This window comes from Bradyrhizobium sp. 186, from assembly GCF_023101685.1.
In the GTDB taxonomy this organism is placed as follows: Bacteria; Pseudomonadota; Alphaproteobacteria; order Rhizobiales; family Xanthobacteraceae; genus Bradyrhizobium.
The window spans coordinates 7,055,428-7,071,522 of sequence record NZ_CP082164.1; the positions used below are offsets into that span (position 1 = coordinate 7,055,428).

Sequence of the window (16,095 nt, forward strand, 5' to 3'; positions counted from 1 at the left end):
TCGCGCGCCAACGCCGTCGCGTCCACCGCACCCCGGCCCGCGTCCCGTGACGATCGCGAAACGCCCCTTGTGGCGGGCTGGGATGATCTGCCTATACGACAAATCCGAATTCTGGTAAAGAGAATTATCTTGTCGTGATGCGCTTGACAGGATCTTGCCCGTCGGCCGCTGTTTTGCCCGACGGGCAGCGTTCCACAAAAGGTGAACGCCGGCCCCTCGCGAGGCGCCCCTCGCCGCGTCGCAACCTCTCATCTACCTGGCCTCAAGCCGAATTGTCTCGGAGCTGCCAGGTATGCTCTCCAGGGCTGAAGAGATCACGACTCGGGCCGGCCGAGACGTCACCCTTGTGGATCCGAAGCGGACTTCCTAGGGACGGGGCAGATGCGGCTTTCACTGTAAAACGACTTCACTCCCTGGTTTATAAGCCCAGGGTGCTGTACCAACGTCACAGGCGCTCCCAAAGGGATGATCCAATGAAGCGGCGCGAGTTCGTCTCGTTAGTCGGAAGCGCCGCTGCCGCGTGGCCGCTTGCAGCGTGGGCAGCAGCCGATGACCCCGGTCATTGGATTTATCAATGGCACATCGCTGCAGGGATATGGCCACTTCGTTGCGGCATTTCGCCGTGGGCTTGCCGAAACCGGCTACATTGAGGGCCAGAACGTTGCGATCGAGTACCGATGGGCGGAGGGCCACTACGAGCGTTTGCAGGCATTGGCGGCTGATCTGGTTGACCGGCGCGTGGCCGTTATCGTCGCGACAAGCACCCCTGCGAACCTTGTAGCAAAGAAGGCGACTATGCGAATTCCCGTCGTCTTTACGACCAGCAGCGATCCGGTTGAGCTAGGTCTCGTTGCCAGCCTGGATCGACCGGGGGGCAATGTGACGGGTGCGGTCACGTTGAATGTGGAGGTGGTTTCGAAGCGGCTGGAATTGCTGCATGAGCTCGTCCCGACCGCGAGCGTTGTTGCCGCGCTCGTCAATCCCGTGAATCCCAATGCCAAGACGCAGTCCAGAGCGTTGGAAGCTGCGGCTCGCACGATCGGACTGCAACTTGAGACGGTGGGCGCATCAACTGAAAGCGAAATCGATGCAGCCCTTGCACAACTTGCTGAACGACGGACGGGCGCTCTTCTGGTCGACACGGATGCGTTTCTATTCAGCCGACGCGCTCAACTCGTCGATCTGACGAAACGCTATGCAATTTCCACGATCTTCGATCGACGTGAGTACGCCGAAGCCGGAGGGTTGGTGAGCTATGGTGGAAGTGTCGAAGATGTGTACCGTCTGGCCGGTGTTTACACCGGCCGGATTCTGAAGGGTGAGAAGCCGGCTGATCTGCCGGTTATACAATCCACGGCACTTCAGCTGATCGTCAACCTCAAGACCGCCAATACGCTGGGTATAACCGTGCCGACGTCGCTGCTCGCGCGCGCCAATGAAGTCATCGAATAGACCGCTGCGTGAAATAGGCGATGATTGCCTGGCATCGCATCTGGACAATAGTTTTTGGCGATCGTCTCCGGATCATTGTTTGAACGCAATCAGGGCGTGTACCCGACCAGGCAGATGTAGCCCGAGATTTTTGTAACAAATGCGATTTTCTGGACGGGGGTCTTGTCCGCGCCGGGACGCGGCGACAGATAGCTGACTTCGGAGACAACTCCTTCCTGGGCCGTGGCCAATTCCTCACCGTAAGGCTTCCCTGAGGCGTCCTTACTATCCTTTTGAACAATGCCCAGGCGCGCCGGATTCGGGTTTGCAACCATCTTGCCATCCGGGCCAGCACATGTCGGGTAGAGATCCCTGTCGCTGAACTTTGGGTCGCTTTTGTTGATCTGGGAGATCGTCTCGCCAGGATCTGCCTTGATACCGGCGACAACCCTTTCCAGCATTGCGCGAGCCTCAATCGCGTTGCCGTATTGCTGACCAATCGCTGCTTGCATGGATGCGAGGCCAACGGCGCCCGCAACAAAGAACTTGCTCATCATGATCTGACTCCAAATGGTCCGGCTAACAGCAATCAATCACGCCAATCATCTTGCGACGTACCGCACAAATGTCATCGGCTTGGGCTCGAACACGCCAACCGGACATGGAGTCTTTCAATCGCGCGGCACGCCACGACACGACACGACACGAACGGCACAACAATAGCCGCATCCCAGACATGCGATGAACTCGCGGCGACGCGTGTTGCCATCTTAGAACATGCCTTGCCACGCCTAAAGCCCAAAGTTTTTGCGGCCGATCGGCGTGATGCTGCAACCCAGGAACGGTACCACTTGGACACGCGATCGGTCATGATGGTCGAATAAGAGAGAGAAGGATTTCAGCCGTGGCGTTGTCAACGTCAGTTCTTGTCATTTGGTTTGTCGTCGCCGCGGCCCAGGCCGCGGACGCCCAGCAAAGCCCCATGCCCGCCGAGATCGCCGCCAAGCTGCAGGAAATCGGTCGCGTCATCGATCCGCCGCAAACCAGCCAGCTCTACACGCCGCTGCAGGAGCAAGAGCCCTACCGGGACGTCAAGGTCGAGCGCGACGCCAAGTATGGCGCTGCCGATCGCAATCTGCTCGACATCTTCATGCCAGCGGCGGCTACGTCGCCTCGGCCCGTGCTGATCTTTGTGCATGGCGGGGGCTTCGTGCGAGGCAACAAGCGCGCCCCGGGCGCCCCGTTCAACGACAATATCATGCTGTGGGCGGTCAAAAATGGCTACATCGGCGTCAACACCACGTATCGCCTCGCGCCCCAGGCTGTTTGGCCGGCAGGCGGGAAGACGTGGCCGCAGCGGTTCAGTGGGTCTCAGATCAAATCATTACGCGCGGTGGCGATCCAGCACGCATCTATCTGATGGGCCATTCGACCGGCGCGGCGCACGTCGCTGACTATGTGTCCCGCACGGAATTGCATAAGGTGAAGGCCGGCGGACTTGCCGGGGCGATCCTTGTATCGGGCATTTACGATATGCCGGCGACTTCAGTCAGCGATTACCGCGTCTACTATGGCGCTGATCCCGCACGCTACGCCGAGCAGTCCTCACTGCCAGGTTTGCTGGCGACAACGATACCGCTGATGACGGTAGCCGCAGAACTCGACCCCGCCGGGTTCATGCAGCAATTCGACATGTTAAAGCGCGCAAGTTGCGAGCGGGCAAGCGGATGCATGCGCGCAGTCATGTTGCCGCAACATAATCATATGTCAGAGGTGTATTCGATCAATACGGCGGACGCCCGTCTTGGCAACGAAATCGTCGATTTCACAAAGACAGGGAAATAACGAGCCCGCTCGATGCCATAGGCAGCCCGGCTGCACACCGCGCTGCATAGCTGACCTACGGCGCACGTGAGCGTGAGCGCTTTACGCTTCCCCAAAATCCTGATCCTCTCTCCTCAATCGGCCGGATCAACCGGCCTGCCCAGGGAGAGAGACGCCATGAAGCTCGGCACCGCGATCGCGGAAATCATGAAGCGCGAGGGGATCGAGATCCTCTGCGGCTATCCCGTCAACCACCTGATCGAGCACGCGGCCAAGGCCGAGATTCGGCCGGTGATGGTGCGGCAGGAGCGCGTCGGGATCCACATGGCGGATGCGATCTCGCGCGTGACGTCGGGACGCTCGATCGGCGCGTTCTGCATGCAGCATGGGCCGGGCGCCGAGAACGCGATGGGCGGCGTCGCGCAGTGCTTTGGCGAATCCGTTCCCGTGCTGGTGCTGCCGATGGGGTATCAGCGCCGGCTCGCCCATATCGAGCCGAACTTCAACTCCAGCGAGGTGATGAAGGCGTTCGCGAAGTCCTCGGAGCCGATCATCCTCGCCGCTGAAGTCGCCAACATCTTCCGCCGCGCCTTCACCAAGCTGAAGAACGGCCGCGGCGGTCCCGTCATTGTCGAGATCCCTGCGGACATGTGGAACGAGGAGGTGCCAGAGCCGCTGAACTACACGCCGGTGCTGCGCACCCGCTACGGCGCCGACCCCGTGCATGTGAAGGAAGCAGCCAACCTTCTCGTCCACGCCAAGCGCCCGGTGATCTATACCGGCCAGGGCGTGCATTACGCGCAGGCCTGGCCACAACTGAAGCGGCTCGCCGAACGACTGGCCATTCCCGTCACCACCAGTCTGGGCGGCAAGTCGTCGTTTCCGGAAACCCATCCGCTCTCGCTCGGCTCCGGCGGTCTCGCGGTGCCGCGCGCGGTCCCGAAGTTCCTTGCTGAAGCCGACGTCATCTTCGGCATCGGCTGCTCCTTCACTGAAACCAGTTTCGGCATCGCGATGCCGAAGGGCAAGACCATCATCCACTCCACGCTCGATCCGAACCATCTCAACAAGGATGTGGAAGCCAAGATCGGCCTGGTCGGCGATGCCGGCCTCGTGCTCGATGCGCTGCTGGAGGAGATCGGCAAGACCGTCACCAGCGATCGCGATGCCTCGGCGGTCGCGGCCGAGATCGCGGCCTCGCACAAGGAGTGGCTGGCGAAATGGATGCCGAAGCTCACCAGCAATGATGCGCCGCTCAACCCCTATCGCGTGCTGTGGGACCTCCAGCACACCGTCGACATCCGCAACACCATCATCACGCATGATGCGGGCAGCCCGCGCGACCAGCTCTCGCCGTTCTGGAAGGCGATCGAGCCCCTCACCTATCTCGGCTGGGGCAAGACGACGCAGCTCGGCTACGGCCTCGGGCTTGCGATGGGCGCCAAGCTCGCAAAACCCGACAAGCTCTGCATCAATGTCTGGGGCGATGCGGCGATCGGCTTCACCGGGATGGATTTCGAGACCGCGGTGCGCGAGCGCATCCCGATCATGTCGATCCTGCTCAACAATTTCTCGATGGCGATCGAGCTGAAAGTGATGCCGATCTCGACCGAAAAATATCGCTCGACCGACATTTCAGGCGACTATGCCGCAATGGCGCGCGCCTTCGGCGGTTATGGCGAGCGGGTGACGAAGCCGGAGGATATCGTGCCCGCGATCAGGCGCGGCATCCAGCAGACCCAGGAGGGCGTGCCGGTGCTGCTGGAGTTCATAACCAGCAAGGAGACGGAAGTGTCGCGGCCGGGGACGTGAGCCGAGCCCGGTTTCGGCGGTAAGGCTGCGGCTGCGAGCGCTGGCTCCGGCCGCACGGGATGTGTTAATCGGGCGGACGTAGCCGCGTCGCGGCAGTGAGCCGGATTACGAATGACCGCGCCTTCCAACGATGTCGCCGCGCTGAGGCGCAGGATCGACGAGCTCGAACGGCAATTGCAGTCGGGCGCGGCCGAGAACGCGCAGCTGCGAAGCGAGCTCTCCATTGCGCGTGACCGCCAGAGCGCGAGCGCCGAGATCCTGCGCACCATCGCGGCCTCCCCCTCCGACGCCCGGCCGGTATTCGCTGCGATCGCGTCCAGCTCGAAACGCCTGCTCGGCGGCTTCTCCGCCACCGTGCTCCAGTTCATCGGCGACGAACTGCACCTCGTGGCGTATACGCCGACCAGCCCGGAGGCGGACGCGGGACTGAAAGCGTCATTCCCGCGCCGGATCGCGGAGTTCCCGACCTTTGCGCTGGTTCGCGGCGGCGAGACGATCCAGTTTCCCGACAGCGAAGCCGCCGACGTCCCGGAGCTGAACCGGGACCTGGCGCGGCTGCGCGGCTTCCGCAGCGTCCTGTTCATGCCGCTGATGAACAGGGGCACGCCGGTCGGCATGATCAGCGTCACGCGCGCCGAGCCCGGCGCGTTTGCACCGGACCAGTTGGAGTTGCTCCAGACCTTCGCCGACCAGGCCGTGATCGCGATCGAGAATGCGCGGCTGTTCAACGAAACGAGAGAGGCGCTGGAGCGCCAGACCGCCACGGCCGAGATTCTCAAGGTGATGGCAGGCTCGCCGGCGGACGTGCAACCGGTGTTCGACGCCATCGCCGCCAACGCCAATCGATTGATCGGCGGCTTTTCCACGGCAGTGCTGCGTTATATCGAAGGCGCCGCGCATCTGGCGGCATTCACACCGACGGACCCTGCCGGCGACCGAGTGCTGCAGGCCTCGTTCCCGGTGCCGTTCGCGCAGTTCCCACCCTACGACCTCGTGGCCAATGGCGCCGCAGCGCAGCTCCCAGACACCGAGCTCGAACCGGCCGCACGCGATATCGCGCGCGCCCGCGGCTATCGCAGCATGCTGTTCGCGCCGCTGATGAGCGAGGGCGAGGCCATCGGAATCATCATCGCCACGCGCCGCGCGACCGGCGAATTCGGCGAGCACCATGTAAAGCTCTTGCAGACCTTCGCCGACCAGGCCGTGATCGCGATCAAGAATGTCAGCCTGTTCAACGCGACCAGGGAAGCGCTGGAACGGCAGACCGCCACCGCAGACATCCTCAAGGTCATTGCAGCTTCGCCGTCGGATGTGACCCCGGTGTTCCAGGCCATCTCCGACAGTGCCAAGACGCTGGTCGGGGGACATTCGTCGACCGTCACCCGCGTCATCGACGGCATGCTGCACCTGGCGGCCTTCACCACCGACAACGAAGCCGGCAACGCGGATCTGCTCGGCTCGTTCCCGACGCCGCTTTCGGCATCCGGCATTCACAGCCGGGTGGCGACGAGCGGAGATTATGCTTTCCGCAACGACATGCAGACCGAACCCGACCTCACGGAGGCGATGAAGGAGCTGGCGCGGACAAGAGGCTATCGCAGCATCCTGGTGATCCCGATGCTGCGCGATGGCGTTGCGATCGGCACCATCGGCGTCACGCGACCGGAGGCCGGTCCTTTCCCGGACAAGGCGATCACTCTGCTCAAGATCTTTGCCGACCAGGCCGTGATCGCCATCGAGAACACGCGGCTGTTCAACGAGGTGCAGGACCGCACCAGGGAGCTCGCCCAATCGCTCGACGATTTGCGCGCTGCCCAAGACCGGCTGATCCAGACCGAGAAGCTCGCTTCCCTCGGCCAGCTCACCGCCGGCATCGCGCATGAGATCAAGAACCCGCTCAACTTCGTCAACAATTTCGCATCACTTTCCGCCGAGCTGACCGACGAGCTGAACGAGGCGCTCGCGCCTGTCCCGCTCGCAGACAGCGTCCGCGCGGAGATCGACGAGCTGACGGGACTGCTGAAGGACAATCTTGGAAAGGTCGTGCAACACGGCAGGCGCGCCGACTCCATCGTCAAGAATATGCTGCTGCATTCGCGCGAGGGCGTCGGCGAGCACCGGATGACCGACATCAACGCCCTGGTCGAGGAGAGCCTCGACCTCGCCTATCACGGCGCACGTGCCGAGAGGCCCCAGTTCGACGTCACGCTCAAGCGTGAGCTCGATCCAAGGGCCGGCACGGCAGAGGTGTTTCCGCAGGAAATCACGCGGGTGCTGCTGAACCTGATCTCGAACGGCTTCTATGCCCTGGAAAGGCACGGCAACCGCGAAAGCTTCGCGCCCACGCTCAGCGCCGCGACGCGCGACTGCGGCGCTGAAGTCGAGATCCGCATCCGCGACAACGGTATCGGCATTGCGCCTGACGTGAAGGAGAAGCTGTTCAATCCCTTCTTCACGACGAAGCCCGCCGGTGAAGGCACGGGCCTCGGCCTCTCCATCAGCCACGACATCATCGTCAAGCAGCACGGCGGCACCATCGACGTCGATACGCGTCCCGGCGAGTTCACCGAGTTCACGATCCGTTTGCCGCGGAAGAGCAGTTTTTCAGATAACGACAGAGGATAGCATCGCTCGGAGGGTGCTTTCATGAATCTGGCGCGGCTCATTCGACGGCAATTGCTCTCGTTGTCCGGCGTCGGCCTCATGCTGGGCGCGCTGTTCTTCGCGGCCGCGCTGACGCCGACTCTGATCCCGCGCAGCTATCTCACGCAAGGCGTCCTCGCCGGCGCCTGCTTTGCGATCGGCTACCTCGCCGGCATCCTATGGCGCTGGCTGTGGCACTATCTTGAATTGCCCGAGCCTTCGGCGCGCGTGAGATCGAGCGCCAATTCACTGGTCGCCACCGGTTGCCTGCTCGTCGTCATCGTCTTTCTGCGGCGGGCTGCCGAATGGCAGAACTCGATCCGCGCCGTCATGAAGATGGCGCCGGTCGAGACCGCGCACCCGCTGAAAGTCTGCGCCATCGCCCTGATCACGTTCGTCGTGCTGCTGGTGCTGGCGCGGCTGTTCGTGCTTGTCGCCCGCTTCCTTGCCGCGCGCAAACGGCGCGTCATTCCGCGAAAGATCGCGAACGTCATCGGCGTGTTCGTTGCAGGCCTGCTGTTCTGGTCAATCGCCAACAATCTCCTGATCCGCACGGCGTTTAACGCGCTCGATCTGTCGTTTCACGAATTCGATGCCTTGCTCGAGCCCGAGCGGCCGCAGCCGACCGCACCCAATCGAACAGGAAGCCCGGCATCGCTGGTGAAGTGGAAGCAGCTCGGGCGTGCGGGGCGTGAATTCGTTGCCTCCGGTCCGACCGCAGCCGAGATCAGCGCCATCACGGGAAGGCCCGCGCAGGACCCCGTGCGCGTCTATGTGGGCCTTGGTGCCGGCGACACGGCGCAGGCGCGCGCCAGGCTTGCGCTCGACGAGCTCAAGCGCCAGCGCGGTTTTGAACGCGCGACGCTCATCGTCATTACGCCGACCGGAACCGGCTGGATCGACCCGGCTGCGATGAATGCGGTCGAACATCTCCACCATGGCGACGTCGCCAGCGTCGCGGTACAGTATTCCTATCTCAACAGCCCGCTGTCGCTGCTGTTTCAGCCCGAATACGGCGCGGAAGCGGCGCGTGCGCTGTTCTCGGAGATCTACGGATACTGGACGACACTGCCGAAGGACAGGCGGCCGAAGCTGTACCTGCATGGGCTCAGCCTCGGCGCGATGAATTCGGAGAAATCCGCGGAGCTGTTCGAAACGATCGGCGACCCGATTGCCGGCGCGCTGTGGAGCGGGCCGCCGTTCGAGAGCCGCATCTGGCGCTCGGTCACCGCGAACCGCAATCAGGGTTCGCCGGCCTGGCTGCCGGAATTCGGCGACGGCCGCTTCGCCCGTTTCATGAATCAGAACGGGCCGACGGTGCCGCCAGATACGCCCTGGGGGCCGATGCGCGTGGTCTATCTGCAATATGCCAGTGACGCGATCACGTTCTTCGCCTACCGCGACGCCTTTCGGGCCCCGGCGTGGATGACAGCGCCGCGCGGGCCGGACGTGTCACCGGAGCTGCGATGGTATCCCGTCGTGACGATGCTGCAACTCGCCCTCGACATGGCGGTGGCGACCAATACGCCGATGGGCTTTGGCCACGTCTATGCGCCCGAGCATTACGTCGATGCCTGGGTCGCGGTGACCGATGTCCATAACTGGTCTGCCGATGCGCTGGCGCGACTCAAGAGCCATCTTGCGGCGGCGGCGCGGAAGGCAGCCGAGGGCAATTCCGGCGACGATCCCTACACCGATCGCGGTGGATGAGGCCCTACTCCGCCATCTCGACGGGTTGCGCTGTGGAGGGACCGGCCAGCGGCCGCTCCTCCATCGCGATCAGGCAAAGCGCGGCGGTGGTCATCAGCGCCGTGGCGGCGCCGAAGACGTAGCGGAACGCGTGCCGCATGTCGTCGGCAGGGATCGCATTGACGGCGCCGTGATGCTCGCCGGCAAGCGGAACGTCGGCGCCAAGCGCGATGAGCAGGATCGCAGCGAACGCCGCAACTGTGAATGAGGACATCAGCGAGCGGAAGAAATTCATCGCGCCGGTGATGGTGCCGACCTGGGGACGGGCAACCGAATTCTGTAGCGAGACCACGCAGACCGGGAAGGTCGTGCCGAGCCCGAGCGCGAACGCGGCCATCAGCGTCAGCAGTCCCCACAACGGCAAGGTGGTCAGCGTGAGGCCCAGCGCGCAGATCGCGGCCCAGGATGTGCCGATGATGGCGACGCGCTTGTAGTGCTTGGCGCGCGCCATGGTGCGGCCGGCGATCGCCGCGCCGCAGGTCGAGACCGCAGCGAGCGGAATCAGCGCAAGCCCCGCCTCGCTGGCGCTGAGGTGGTAGACCGACTCGTAATAGAGCGGGAGCTGGACAGTGAGGCCGGTAATCGCACCGAGCCCGCAGCCGCCGGCCGTCAATGCGAACGGCGCGACCTTTCCACTGAGCAGCGGCAGCGGCAGGAACGGCTCGTCCGCCCGCCGCGCGTGCCATACGAAGCTGACAGCGAGTGCGACAGCGCCGCCCACCATCGCAAGAACGGTCGGCGACAGCCACGGATAACGCGTGCCGCCCCAGGTCAGCACCAGCATGAAGACGACTGCGGAGGCCATCAGCAGCACGCCGCCGAGCCAGTCGACCTTGCGCTTGCGGTGGAACGACGGGATCTTGTTCATCTTCGGCAGCAGCAGCGCGAGCGCGGCGGCGGCGAGCGGCAAATTGATCCAGAAGATCATCGACCAGTGCAGATGCTCTGCGAACACACCGCCGATCACGGGACCGAGGATGCCGCCGACCATCCAGACGCTGGAGAAATAGGCTTGATACTGGCCGCGCTCGCGCGGTGAGACCACGTCGGAGATCACGGTTTGAACGACCGGCATGATGCCGCCGCCGCCGAGGCCCTGGAGGCCGCGCGCCAGGATCAGCATCGGCATGCTCGGCGCGATCGCGCACAGCACCGAGCCCGCAATAAACAGGCTCAATGACGCGATGATCATGGCCTTGCGGCCATAGATGTCGCTCAGCGTCCCGAACACCGGCGCAACCGCGGTCGAGGCGAGCAGATAGGCCGTGATCACCCAGGACAGGTTCGAGACGTCCTGGAACTGGCGCCCGATGGTCGGCAGCGCGGTCGCCACAATGGTCTGGTCGAGCGCCGCCAGGAACATCGTCAGCATCAGGCTGATCACGATGGTGCGGACTTCGTCCTGCGACAGCGGCGCCGGCGGCGCCAGCGAGGGTGCGTCGCTGACGCTGATGACCTCGCTCGGAAGGCGGGACAGTTCCTCGGCGATATCGTCAGGCAATGCCTGGGTGTCGGCAGATTTGCTCTGCCGTTCGAACTTGTTCATCTCGATCGGACGTGGTGCAGCGGCGCAATGCCGCGAAGGATTCGTTCTATGCAGTCCAATCTAAGCAGCAAAGTTCTTCTCGGGCAGGCACCGCGACGCATGGGTGCATCCCGCCCCCGGGTCATGCCGAACGCGTGATTGGCGCAGTCGGGCGGATCAGTCCTTCGGACGTCGCTTCAAGCGCGCCCGTTTCGGCAGCTGCGCCGGCCATTGCACGATATGATGCTCGAGATCCTCGTCCGGGATCTGTTCCTCGCTGCCCTGGACCCGCCCGCGCACGGAGACGCCGGCCTCATGCACGGTGTTGGGATCGCCGGACACCAGGGGATGCCACCAATAGAGATCGCGTCCCTCGGCGACGAGCTTGTAGCCGCAGCTGGGCGGCAGCCAGTTCAGGGTGCGGACGTTGGCCGGGGTCAGGCGCACGCAGTCCGGAACCTTGTCGGAACGATTCGGGTAGTCCTTGCAGCCGCAGGTGCCGGCATCGAGCAGCTTGCAGCCGACATGGGTGAAATAGATCTGGCCGGTATCCTCATCCTCGAGCTTGTTCAGGCAGCAGCGGCCGCAGCCGTCGCACAGGCTCTCCCATTCGGGCCCCGACATCTCTTCCAACGTCTTGGTTTTCCAGAAGAATCCTTCCTGGTCGGAAGGTCGTTTGCGAGCTGCGGTCATGCGCCTCAACAAGATTCGAAAGAGCTACGGCTAGTGCCATCTAGGGCATGCGGCCGTGAAGCCGCAAGCAACGCCCCCGTGAGGCCCGTAATGAACCGGGGTCAATTAGGCCTGTTGTTCAAAATCCCGAGCGTGACCATTGGTTTATAGGCCCCGCTCGGCTAGAAGGAACAGCAAGTCCCCACGGACGCGAACCGGGCGCCTTGGGTTTGCCGCAACATTCCCGCAAGACGTCTCGATGCCGCCCCGGCTGGGTGCTTGAACGCTTTCGAACCGAGCCTCAAGGGTTCTAGGTGCGCCAGATCATACCACCGCATTGGAAGGCCAGGGTCCGGAATTTCTTCCTGGACCTCGATGCGCGCATCGATTCCTCGCTGTTCTCCTCGGCCAAGGGCATCCGCGAGCTCTACGAGCGCTACTCGACCTTCATGGACCGCTTCTATGTCGGACGGTGGAAGCGCTGGGTGTTCATCGAGCCGCTGTCGGAGGCCGCAACCCTCGGGCTCGGCGGCCTGGTCCTGCTGCTGACGCTCGCCATCCCCGCCTTCCGCGAGACCGCGGATGAGGACTGGCTGAAGAAGTCCGATCTGGCGGTGAGCTTCCTCGACCGCTACGGCAACCCGATCGGCAGCCGCGGCATCAAGCACAACGACTCGATCCCGCTGGAAGATTTTCCGGACGTGCTGATCAAGGCGACGCTCGCCACCGAAGACCGCCGCTTCTACGATCATTTCGGCATCGACATCGCCGGCACGGGGCGCGCGCTGGTCACCAACGCCCAGGCCGGCGGCGTCCGCCAGGGCGGCTCCTCGATCACGCAGCAGCTCGCCAAGAACCTGTTTTTGAGCAACGAGCGCACCATCGAGCGCAAGGTCAACGAGGCGTTCCTCGCGGTCTGGCTGGAATGGCGCCTGACCAAGAACGAGATCCTCAAGCTCTATCTCGACCGCGCCTATATGGGTGGCGGCACCTTCGGCGTCGACGGCGCCGCGCATTTCTACTTCAACAAATCCGCGCGCGACGTGACGCTGGCGGAAGCCGCGATGCTCGCCGGCCTGTTCAAGGCACCGACAAAGTACGCGCCCCACATCAACCTGCCCGCCGCGCGCGCCCGCGCCAACGTCGTGCTCGACAACCTCGTCGATGCCGGCTTCATGACCGAGGGCCAGGTGTTCGGCGCCCGCCGCAATCCTGCCTTCGCCGTCGACCGTCGCGACGAGGCCTCGCCGAACTATTATCTCGACTACGCCTTCGACGAGATGCGCAAGCTGGTCGACACCTTCCCGAAGTCCTACACCGAGCGCGTGTTCGTGGTCCGCACCGCGATCGACACCAACGTGCAGAAGGCCGCCGAAGACGCGATCGAGAACCAGCTTCGCCAGTTCGGCCGCGACTATCATGCGACGCAGGCAGCGACCGTGGTGTCCGATCTCGACGGCGGCATCCGCGCCATGGTCGGCGGCCGCGACTATGGCGCAAGCCAGTTCAACCGCGCCACCGACGCCTACCGTCAGCCCGGCTCGTCGTTCAAACCCTATGTCTACACCACCGCGCTGCTGAACGGCTTTACGCCGAACTCGATCGTGGTCGACGGCCCGGTCTGCATCGGCAATTGGTGTCCGCAGAACTATGGCCATTCCTATTCCGGCGCGGTGACGCTGACGCAGGCGATCACGCGCTCGATCAACGTGGTGCCGGTGAAATTGTCGATCGCGATCGGCCAGAAGGAACAGCCGAAGGCGCCGAACCCGGCCAAGATCGGCCGCGCCAAGATCGTCGAGGTCGCCCGCCGCTTCGGTCTCAAGGCGCCGCTGCCCGACACGCCGTCGCTGCCGATCGGCTCCGACGAAGTCACCGTGCTCGAGCACGCGGTGGCCTACGCGACCTTCCCCAACAGGGGCCGGGCCGTGACGCCGCATTCGGTGCTCGAGGTGCGCACCGGCGCCGGCGATCCGGTCTGGCGCTGGGACCGCGACGGTCCGAAGCCGCGGCAGGCGATCCCCGCATCGGTCGCATCGGACATGGCCGGCATGATGAGCCACGTCGTCAGCGAAGGCACCGCGCGCCGCGCCGCGCTGGACGGCATTCCGACCGCGGGCAAGACCGGCACCACCAATGCGTATCGCGACGCCTGGTTCGTCGGCTACACCGGCAACTTCACCTGCGCGGTCTGGTACGGCAACGACGACTATTCGCCGACCAACCGCATGACCGGCGGCTCGCTGCCGGCGCAGACCTGGCACGACATCATGGTCGCGGCACATCAGGGCGTCGAGGTCAGGGAAATTCCCGGCATCGGCATGGGCCAGAAGCTGCCGCCGCAGCCGATGGCCGCCAACGCGCCGGCCAATGCGGCGCCGAAGGTGCTGGAGACAAAGCCCGGTCCGCCGCCCGTGCTGACCAAGCGCGGCGCCGATGTCCTGGTGCGGGTCGAGAAGCTGCTGGATGATGCGGCCAAGACCGCGACCAAGGCGGCCGCCGACGACCCGGCGAGCCCGGGCAAGCCGGCCGCGTCGTCGAGCGCGCTCGCGTTCCCGCAGAACTATGCAGCGGAGACCGCGGGGAATGCGGGCTCATCCGTCCCGCGCAAGAACTGATCGTAATCCCGTGCGGCTGATCCTCATCACATTGACGGCGCTGCTGCTCGCGACCGTCGTCGGCGTCGGCGCGACCTGGATGACGACGACGCGTGGCACCGAGATCGGCGCGCTGACCATCGGGCCGTGGACGGCGCGGCCGCGCACCGGCACCGCCGACGTCGATCCCTATTCGCGCGCGACCATCGTGCGCAATGGCGAGCTGCCGATCGGCACCGGTGACGGCGTCGCCTTCACCGCGACCGCCGACGTCAAGAAGAGAGCGCTCGACGGCCGCTGCGACGTGGTCGTCTCCGGCGTCACGCCGCCGGCGCGGTTCTGGACGCTGACGCTCTATGACCGCAAGGGTCACCTCGTCGCCAACTCGCTGCAGCGCTACGGCTTCACCAGCCAGGAGATCGTGCGGCAGTCCGACGGCTCGTTCGAGATCCGCATCGCCTCGCGCTCGCGCTCCGGCAACTGGCTGCCGACCGGCGGCATCGAGCGCTACGCGCTGATGCTTCGCCTCTACGATACGCCGGTTGGTGTCGCGACGCGCACGCAGCGCGATGCGCCGATGCCGACGATCACGACGGTGGGCTGCTCATGATCCGGCTCCTGTTCACCATCGTTGCCGGTGTCGTACTGGGCCTCATCGTCCATCTCGTCAGTGTGCTGACGCTGCCGCGGATCGCGACCCAGGACGCCTATTCGCGGCTGACGCCGATGACGAAGCTCAACGGCGTCACACAGCTTCCCCTCGCCGATCCCGGCACCTCGCCGATGCCGTTCATGGACCCGGCCTTCGCGCTGGCGACCTGCCGCTACGACTTGTCGGGCGGACCGATCAAGCTCACCGTGCCCGTGAGTCAGGCCTACACCTCGGTGTCGTTCTACACCCGCAACGAGATCGCCTATTACGCGATCAACGACCGCTCGGCGGGCAGGAAGGTGATCGAGCTCGATCTCATGACCGAAGCCCAACACAACGAGCTGCCCGAGGACGAGGAGATCACCGCGGCCGACCGCCTGATCATCGACTCGCCGAGCACCACGGGCCTGATCGTGATGAAGGCGCTCGCCGCCGAGCCCGGCCTGATGCCTCAGGCCCAGGCGACGCTGGCGGCTGCGACCTGCGCGCCGCAGACCGAGCCGCCGGCCAAGGCCGAAGCACCGCGCGGCCGGCGGTGACGCAGGCGTTTCGCGAGCGCGAAACAAAAAACGTGAAAAACAACCCCATGCACAGTAGCAGGGGTATTGAATTCATTGGCTTAATCCAAGCCCCCGATCGGCAGCCGCGCGAACGGCAACATGACCGTTCCGGTCGCCTTTGACACGTCGGGCAAAACACCTGCATAATGGCACCATCAAGAAAATCGCTGCACCCGCGCGGAGCAATCCGTCGCGGGTTTTTTCATGTCGGAGCAGAGGTTGCCATGACCAAAGGATCGCTGTCGTCGCGCGCAGCATGCAGAGACAACTCACCAGCGGAACCAGTATTGGATTTGGATGGCTGGCCGCGCTGGATGCGCGAAGGGCTTGCGCTGCAGACCGAGACCACAGCGCCGGGAAATCCGCGAGCCGAGATTGTGCCGGCACGCGTCGATCGGTCAAGCGTGCGAAAGCTAACCCGCATGCCGTCGTGTTCGTGAGACCTCACACCGCGAGATGTCGCGGATGTCTCGGACACCGCCCCGCTGATGTCCGCTCTTGATCTGGTCATTGCCGTCGTCTGTTCGAACAATCCGAGTGCCGCGAGCACGTCAGCGTCATCGATTGCGTTCGGGAGGCTTTGATAAGTTGGCTGGATCAGCATTCGGGGCCGCACTTTACGCTTTCGGC

The 16,095-nt window shown here is 64.1% G+C and carries 12 protein-coding genes; 9 read left to right on the forward strand and 3 right to left on the reverse strand.

The annotated features are described in order from the left end of the window. Positions 1-549: 549 nt before the first annotated feature. Positions 550-1,452 (forward strand): ABC transporter substrate-binding protein, encoded by a 903-nt coding sequence (locus tag IVB18_RS34190; protein ID WP_247984703.1) that lies wholly within the window; start codon positions 550-552, stop codon positions 1,450-1,452. Positions 1,453-1,541: 89 nt separating this feature from the next. Here IVB18_RS34190 and IVB18_RS34195 read toward each other — a convergent pair whose 3' ends face one another. Then, on the reverse strand, positions 1,542-1,988 hold the full coding sequence (locus IVB18_RS34195) for a cache domain-containing protein (RefSeq protein ID WP_247984704.1): 447 nt from the start codon (positions 1,986-1,988) through the stop codon (positions 1,542-1,544). 347 nt (positions 1,989-2,335) lie between these two features. Here IVB18_RS34195 and IVB18_RS34200 point away from each other — a divergent pair, with 347 nt between their 5' ends. The 5 genes from IVB18_RS34200 (at position 2,336) to IVB18_RS34220 (ending at position 9,420) form a co-directional block, all read left to right on the forward strand. After that, complete coding sequence (locus IVB18_RS34200; RefSeq protein WP_247984705.1) at positions 2,336-2,851, forward strand: alpha/beta hydrolase; 516 nt, start codon at positions 2,336-2,338, stop codon at positions 2,849-2,851. Beyond that, the gene (locus IVB18_RS34205; protein WP_247984706.1) at positions 2,779-3,276 is read left to right on the forward strand and encodes a carboxylesterase family protein; all 498 of its coding nucleotides are present in this window, start codon (positions 2,779-2,781) and stop codon (positions 3,274-3,276) included. Before IVB18_RS34200 ends, IVB18_RS34205 begins: the two co-directional genes overlap by 73 nt. A gap of 135 nt (positions 3,277-3,411) precedes the next feature. Continuing rightward, positions 3,412-5,067 (forward strand): thiamine pyrophosphate-requiring protein, encoded by a 1,656-nt coding sequence (locus tag IVB18_RS34210; protein WP_256477122.1) that lies wholly within the window; start codon positions 3,412-3,414, stop codon positions 5,065-5,067. A gap of 111 nt (positions 5,068-5,178) precedes the next feature. Further along, complete coding sequence (locus IVB18_RS34215; protein WP_247984708.1) at positions 5,179-7,692, forward strand: GAF domain-containing protein; 2,514 nt, start codon at positions 5,179-5,181, stop codon at positions 7,690-7,692. 21 nt (positions 7,693-7,713) lie between these two features. Then, positions 7,714-9,420: an alpha/beta-hydrolase family protein gene (locus IVB18_RS34220; RefSeq protein WP_247984709.1), complete on the forward strand. Its 1,707-nt coding sequence runs from the start codon at positions 7,714-7,716 to the stop codon at positions 9,418-9,420. 4 nt (positions 9,421-9,424) lie between these two features. Here IVB18_RS34220 and IVB18_RS34225 read toward each other — a convergent pair whose 3' ends face one another. Both IVB18_RS34225 and IVB18_RS34230 read right to left on the reverse strand, forming a co-directional pair. Further along, complete coding sequence (locus IVB18_RS34225) at positions 9,425-11,005, reverse strand: MDR family MFS transporter (RefSeq protein ID WP_247984710.1); 1,581 nt, start codon at positions 11,003-11,005, stop codon at positions 9,425-9,427. Between the two features lie 156 nt (positions 11,006-11,161). Continuing rightward, positions 11,162-11,677, reverse strand: a complete 516-nt coding sequence (locus IVB18_RS34230) for a YcgN family cysteine cluster protein (protein WP_247984711.1) — start codon at positions 11,675-11,677, stop codon at positions 11,162-11,164. A 293-nt stretch (positions 11,678-11,970) separates the two neighbouring features. Between IVB18_RS34230 and IVB18_RS34235 the strand changes: the two genes are divergently transcribed. The 3 genes from IVB18_RS34235 to IVB18_RS34245 are packed head-to-tail and all read left to right on the forward strand — an operon-like array spanning position 11,971 to position 15,444. Next, positions 11,971-14,274 carry a PBP1A family penicillin-binding protein gene (locus IVB18_RS34235; protein WP_247984712.1) on the forward strand — a complete coding sequence of 768 codons (2,304 nt, stop codon included), beginning with the start codon at positions 11,971-11,973 and terminating at the stop codon, positions 14,272-14,274. Positions 14,275-14,284: 10 nt separating this feature from the next. Continuing rightward, complete coding sequence (locus tag IVB18_RS34240) at positions 14,285-14,863, forward strand: DUF1214 domain-containing protein (RefSeq protein WP_247984713.1); 579 nt, start codon at positions 14,285-14,287, stop codon at positions 14,861-14,863. Then, entirely contained in the window at positions 14,860-15,444 is a 585-nt protein-coding gene (locus tag IVB18_RS34245; protein ID WP_247984714.1) for a DUF1254 domain-containing protein, read from the forward strand. Before IVB18_RS34240 ends, IVB18_RS34245 begins: the two co-directional genes overlap by 4 nt. Positions 15,445-16,095 lie beyond the last annotated feature (651 nt).

What these genes read in the sequence shown, in the direction of transcription:
- IVB18_RS34190 (WP_247984703.1), top strand. Translation starts at nt 550, where the DNA reads ATGACCCCGGTCATTGGATTTATCAATGGCACATCGCTGCAGGGATAT.
- IVB18_RS34195 (WP_247984704.1), bottom strand. Translation starts at nt 1,988, where the DNA reads ATGATGAGCAAGTTCTTTGTTGCGGGCGCCGTTGGCCTCGCATCCATG.
- IVB18_RS34215 (WP_247984708.1), top strand. Translation starts at nt 5,179, where the DNA reads ATGACCGCGCCTTCCAACGATGTCGCCGCGCTGAGGCGCAGGATCGAC.
- IVB18_RS34220 (WP_247984709.1), top strand. Translation starts at nt 7,714, where the DNA reads ATGAATCTGGCGCGGCTCATTCGACGGCAATTGCTCTCGTTGTCCGGC.
- IVB18_RS34225 (WP_247984710.1), bottom strand. Translation starts at nt 11,005, where the DNA reads ATGAACAAGTTCGAACGGCAGAGCAAATCTGCCGACACCCAGGCATTG.
- IVB18_RS34230 (WP_247984711.1), bottom strand. Translation starts at nt 11,677, where the DNA reads ATGACCGCAGCTCGCAAACGACCTTCCGACCAGGAAGGATTCTTCTGG.
- IVB18_RS34245 (WP_247984714.1), top strand. Translation starts at nt 14,860, where the DNA reads ATGATCCGGCTCCTGTTCACCATCGTTGCCGGTGTCGTACTGGGCCTC.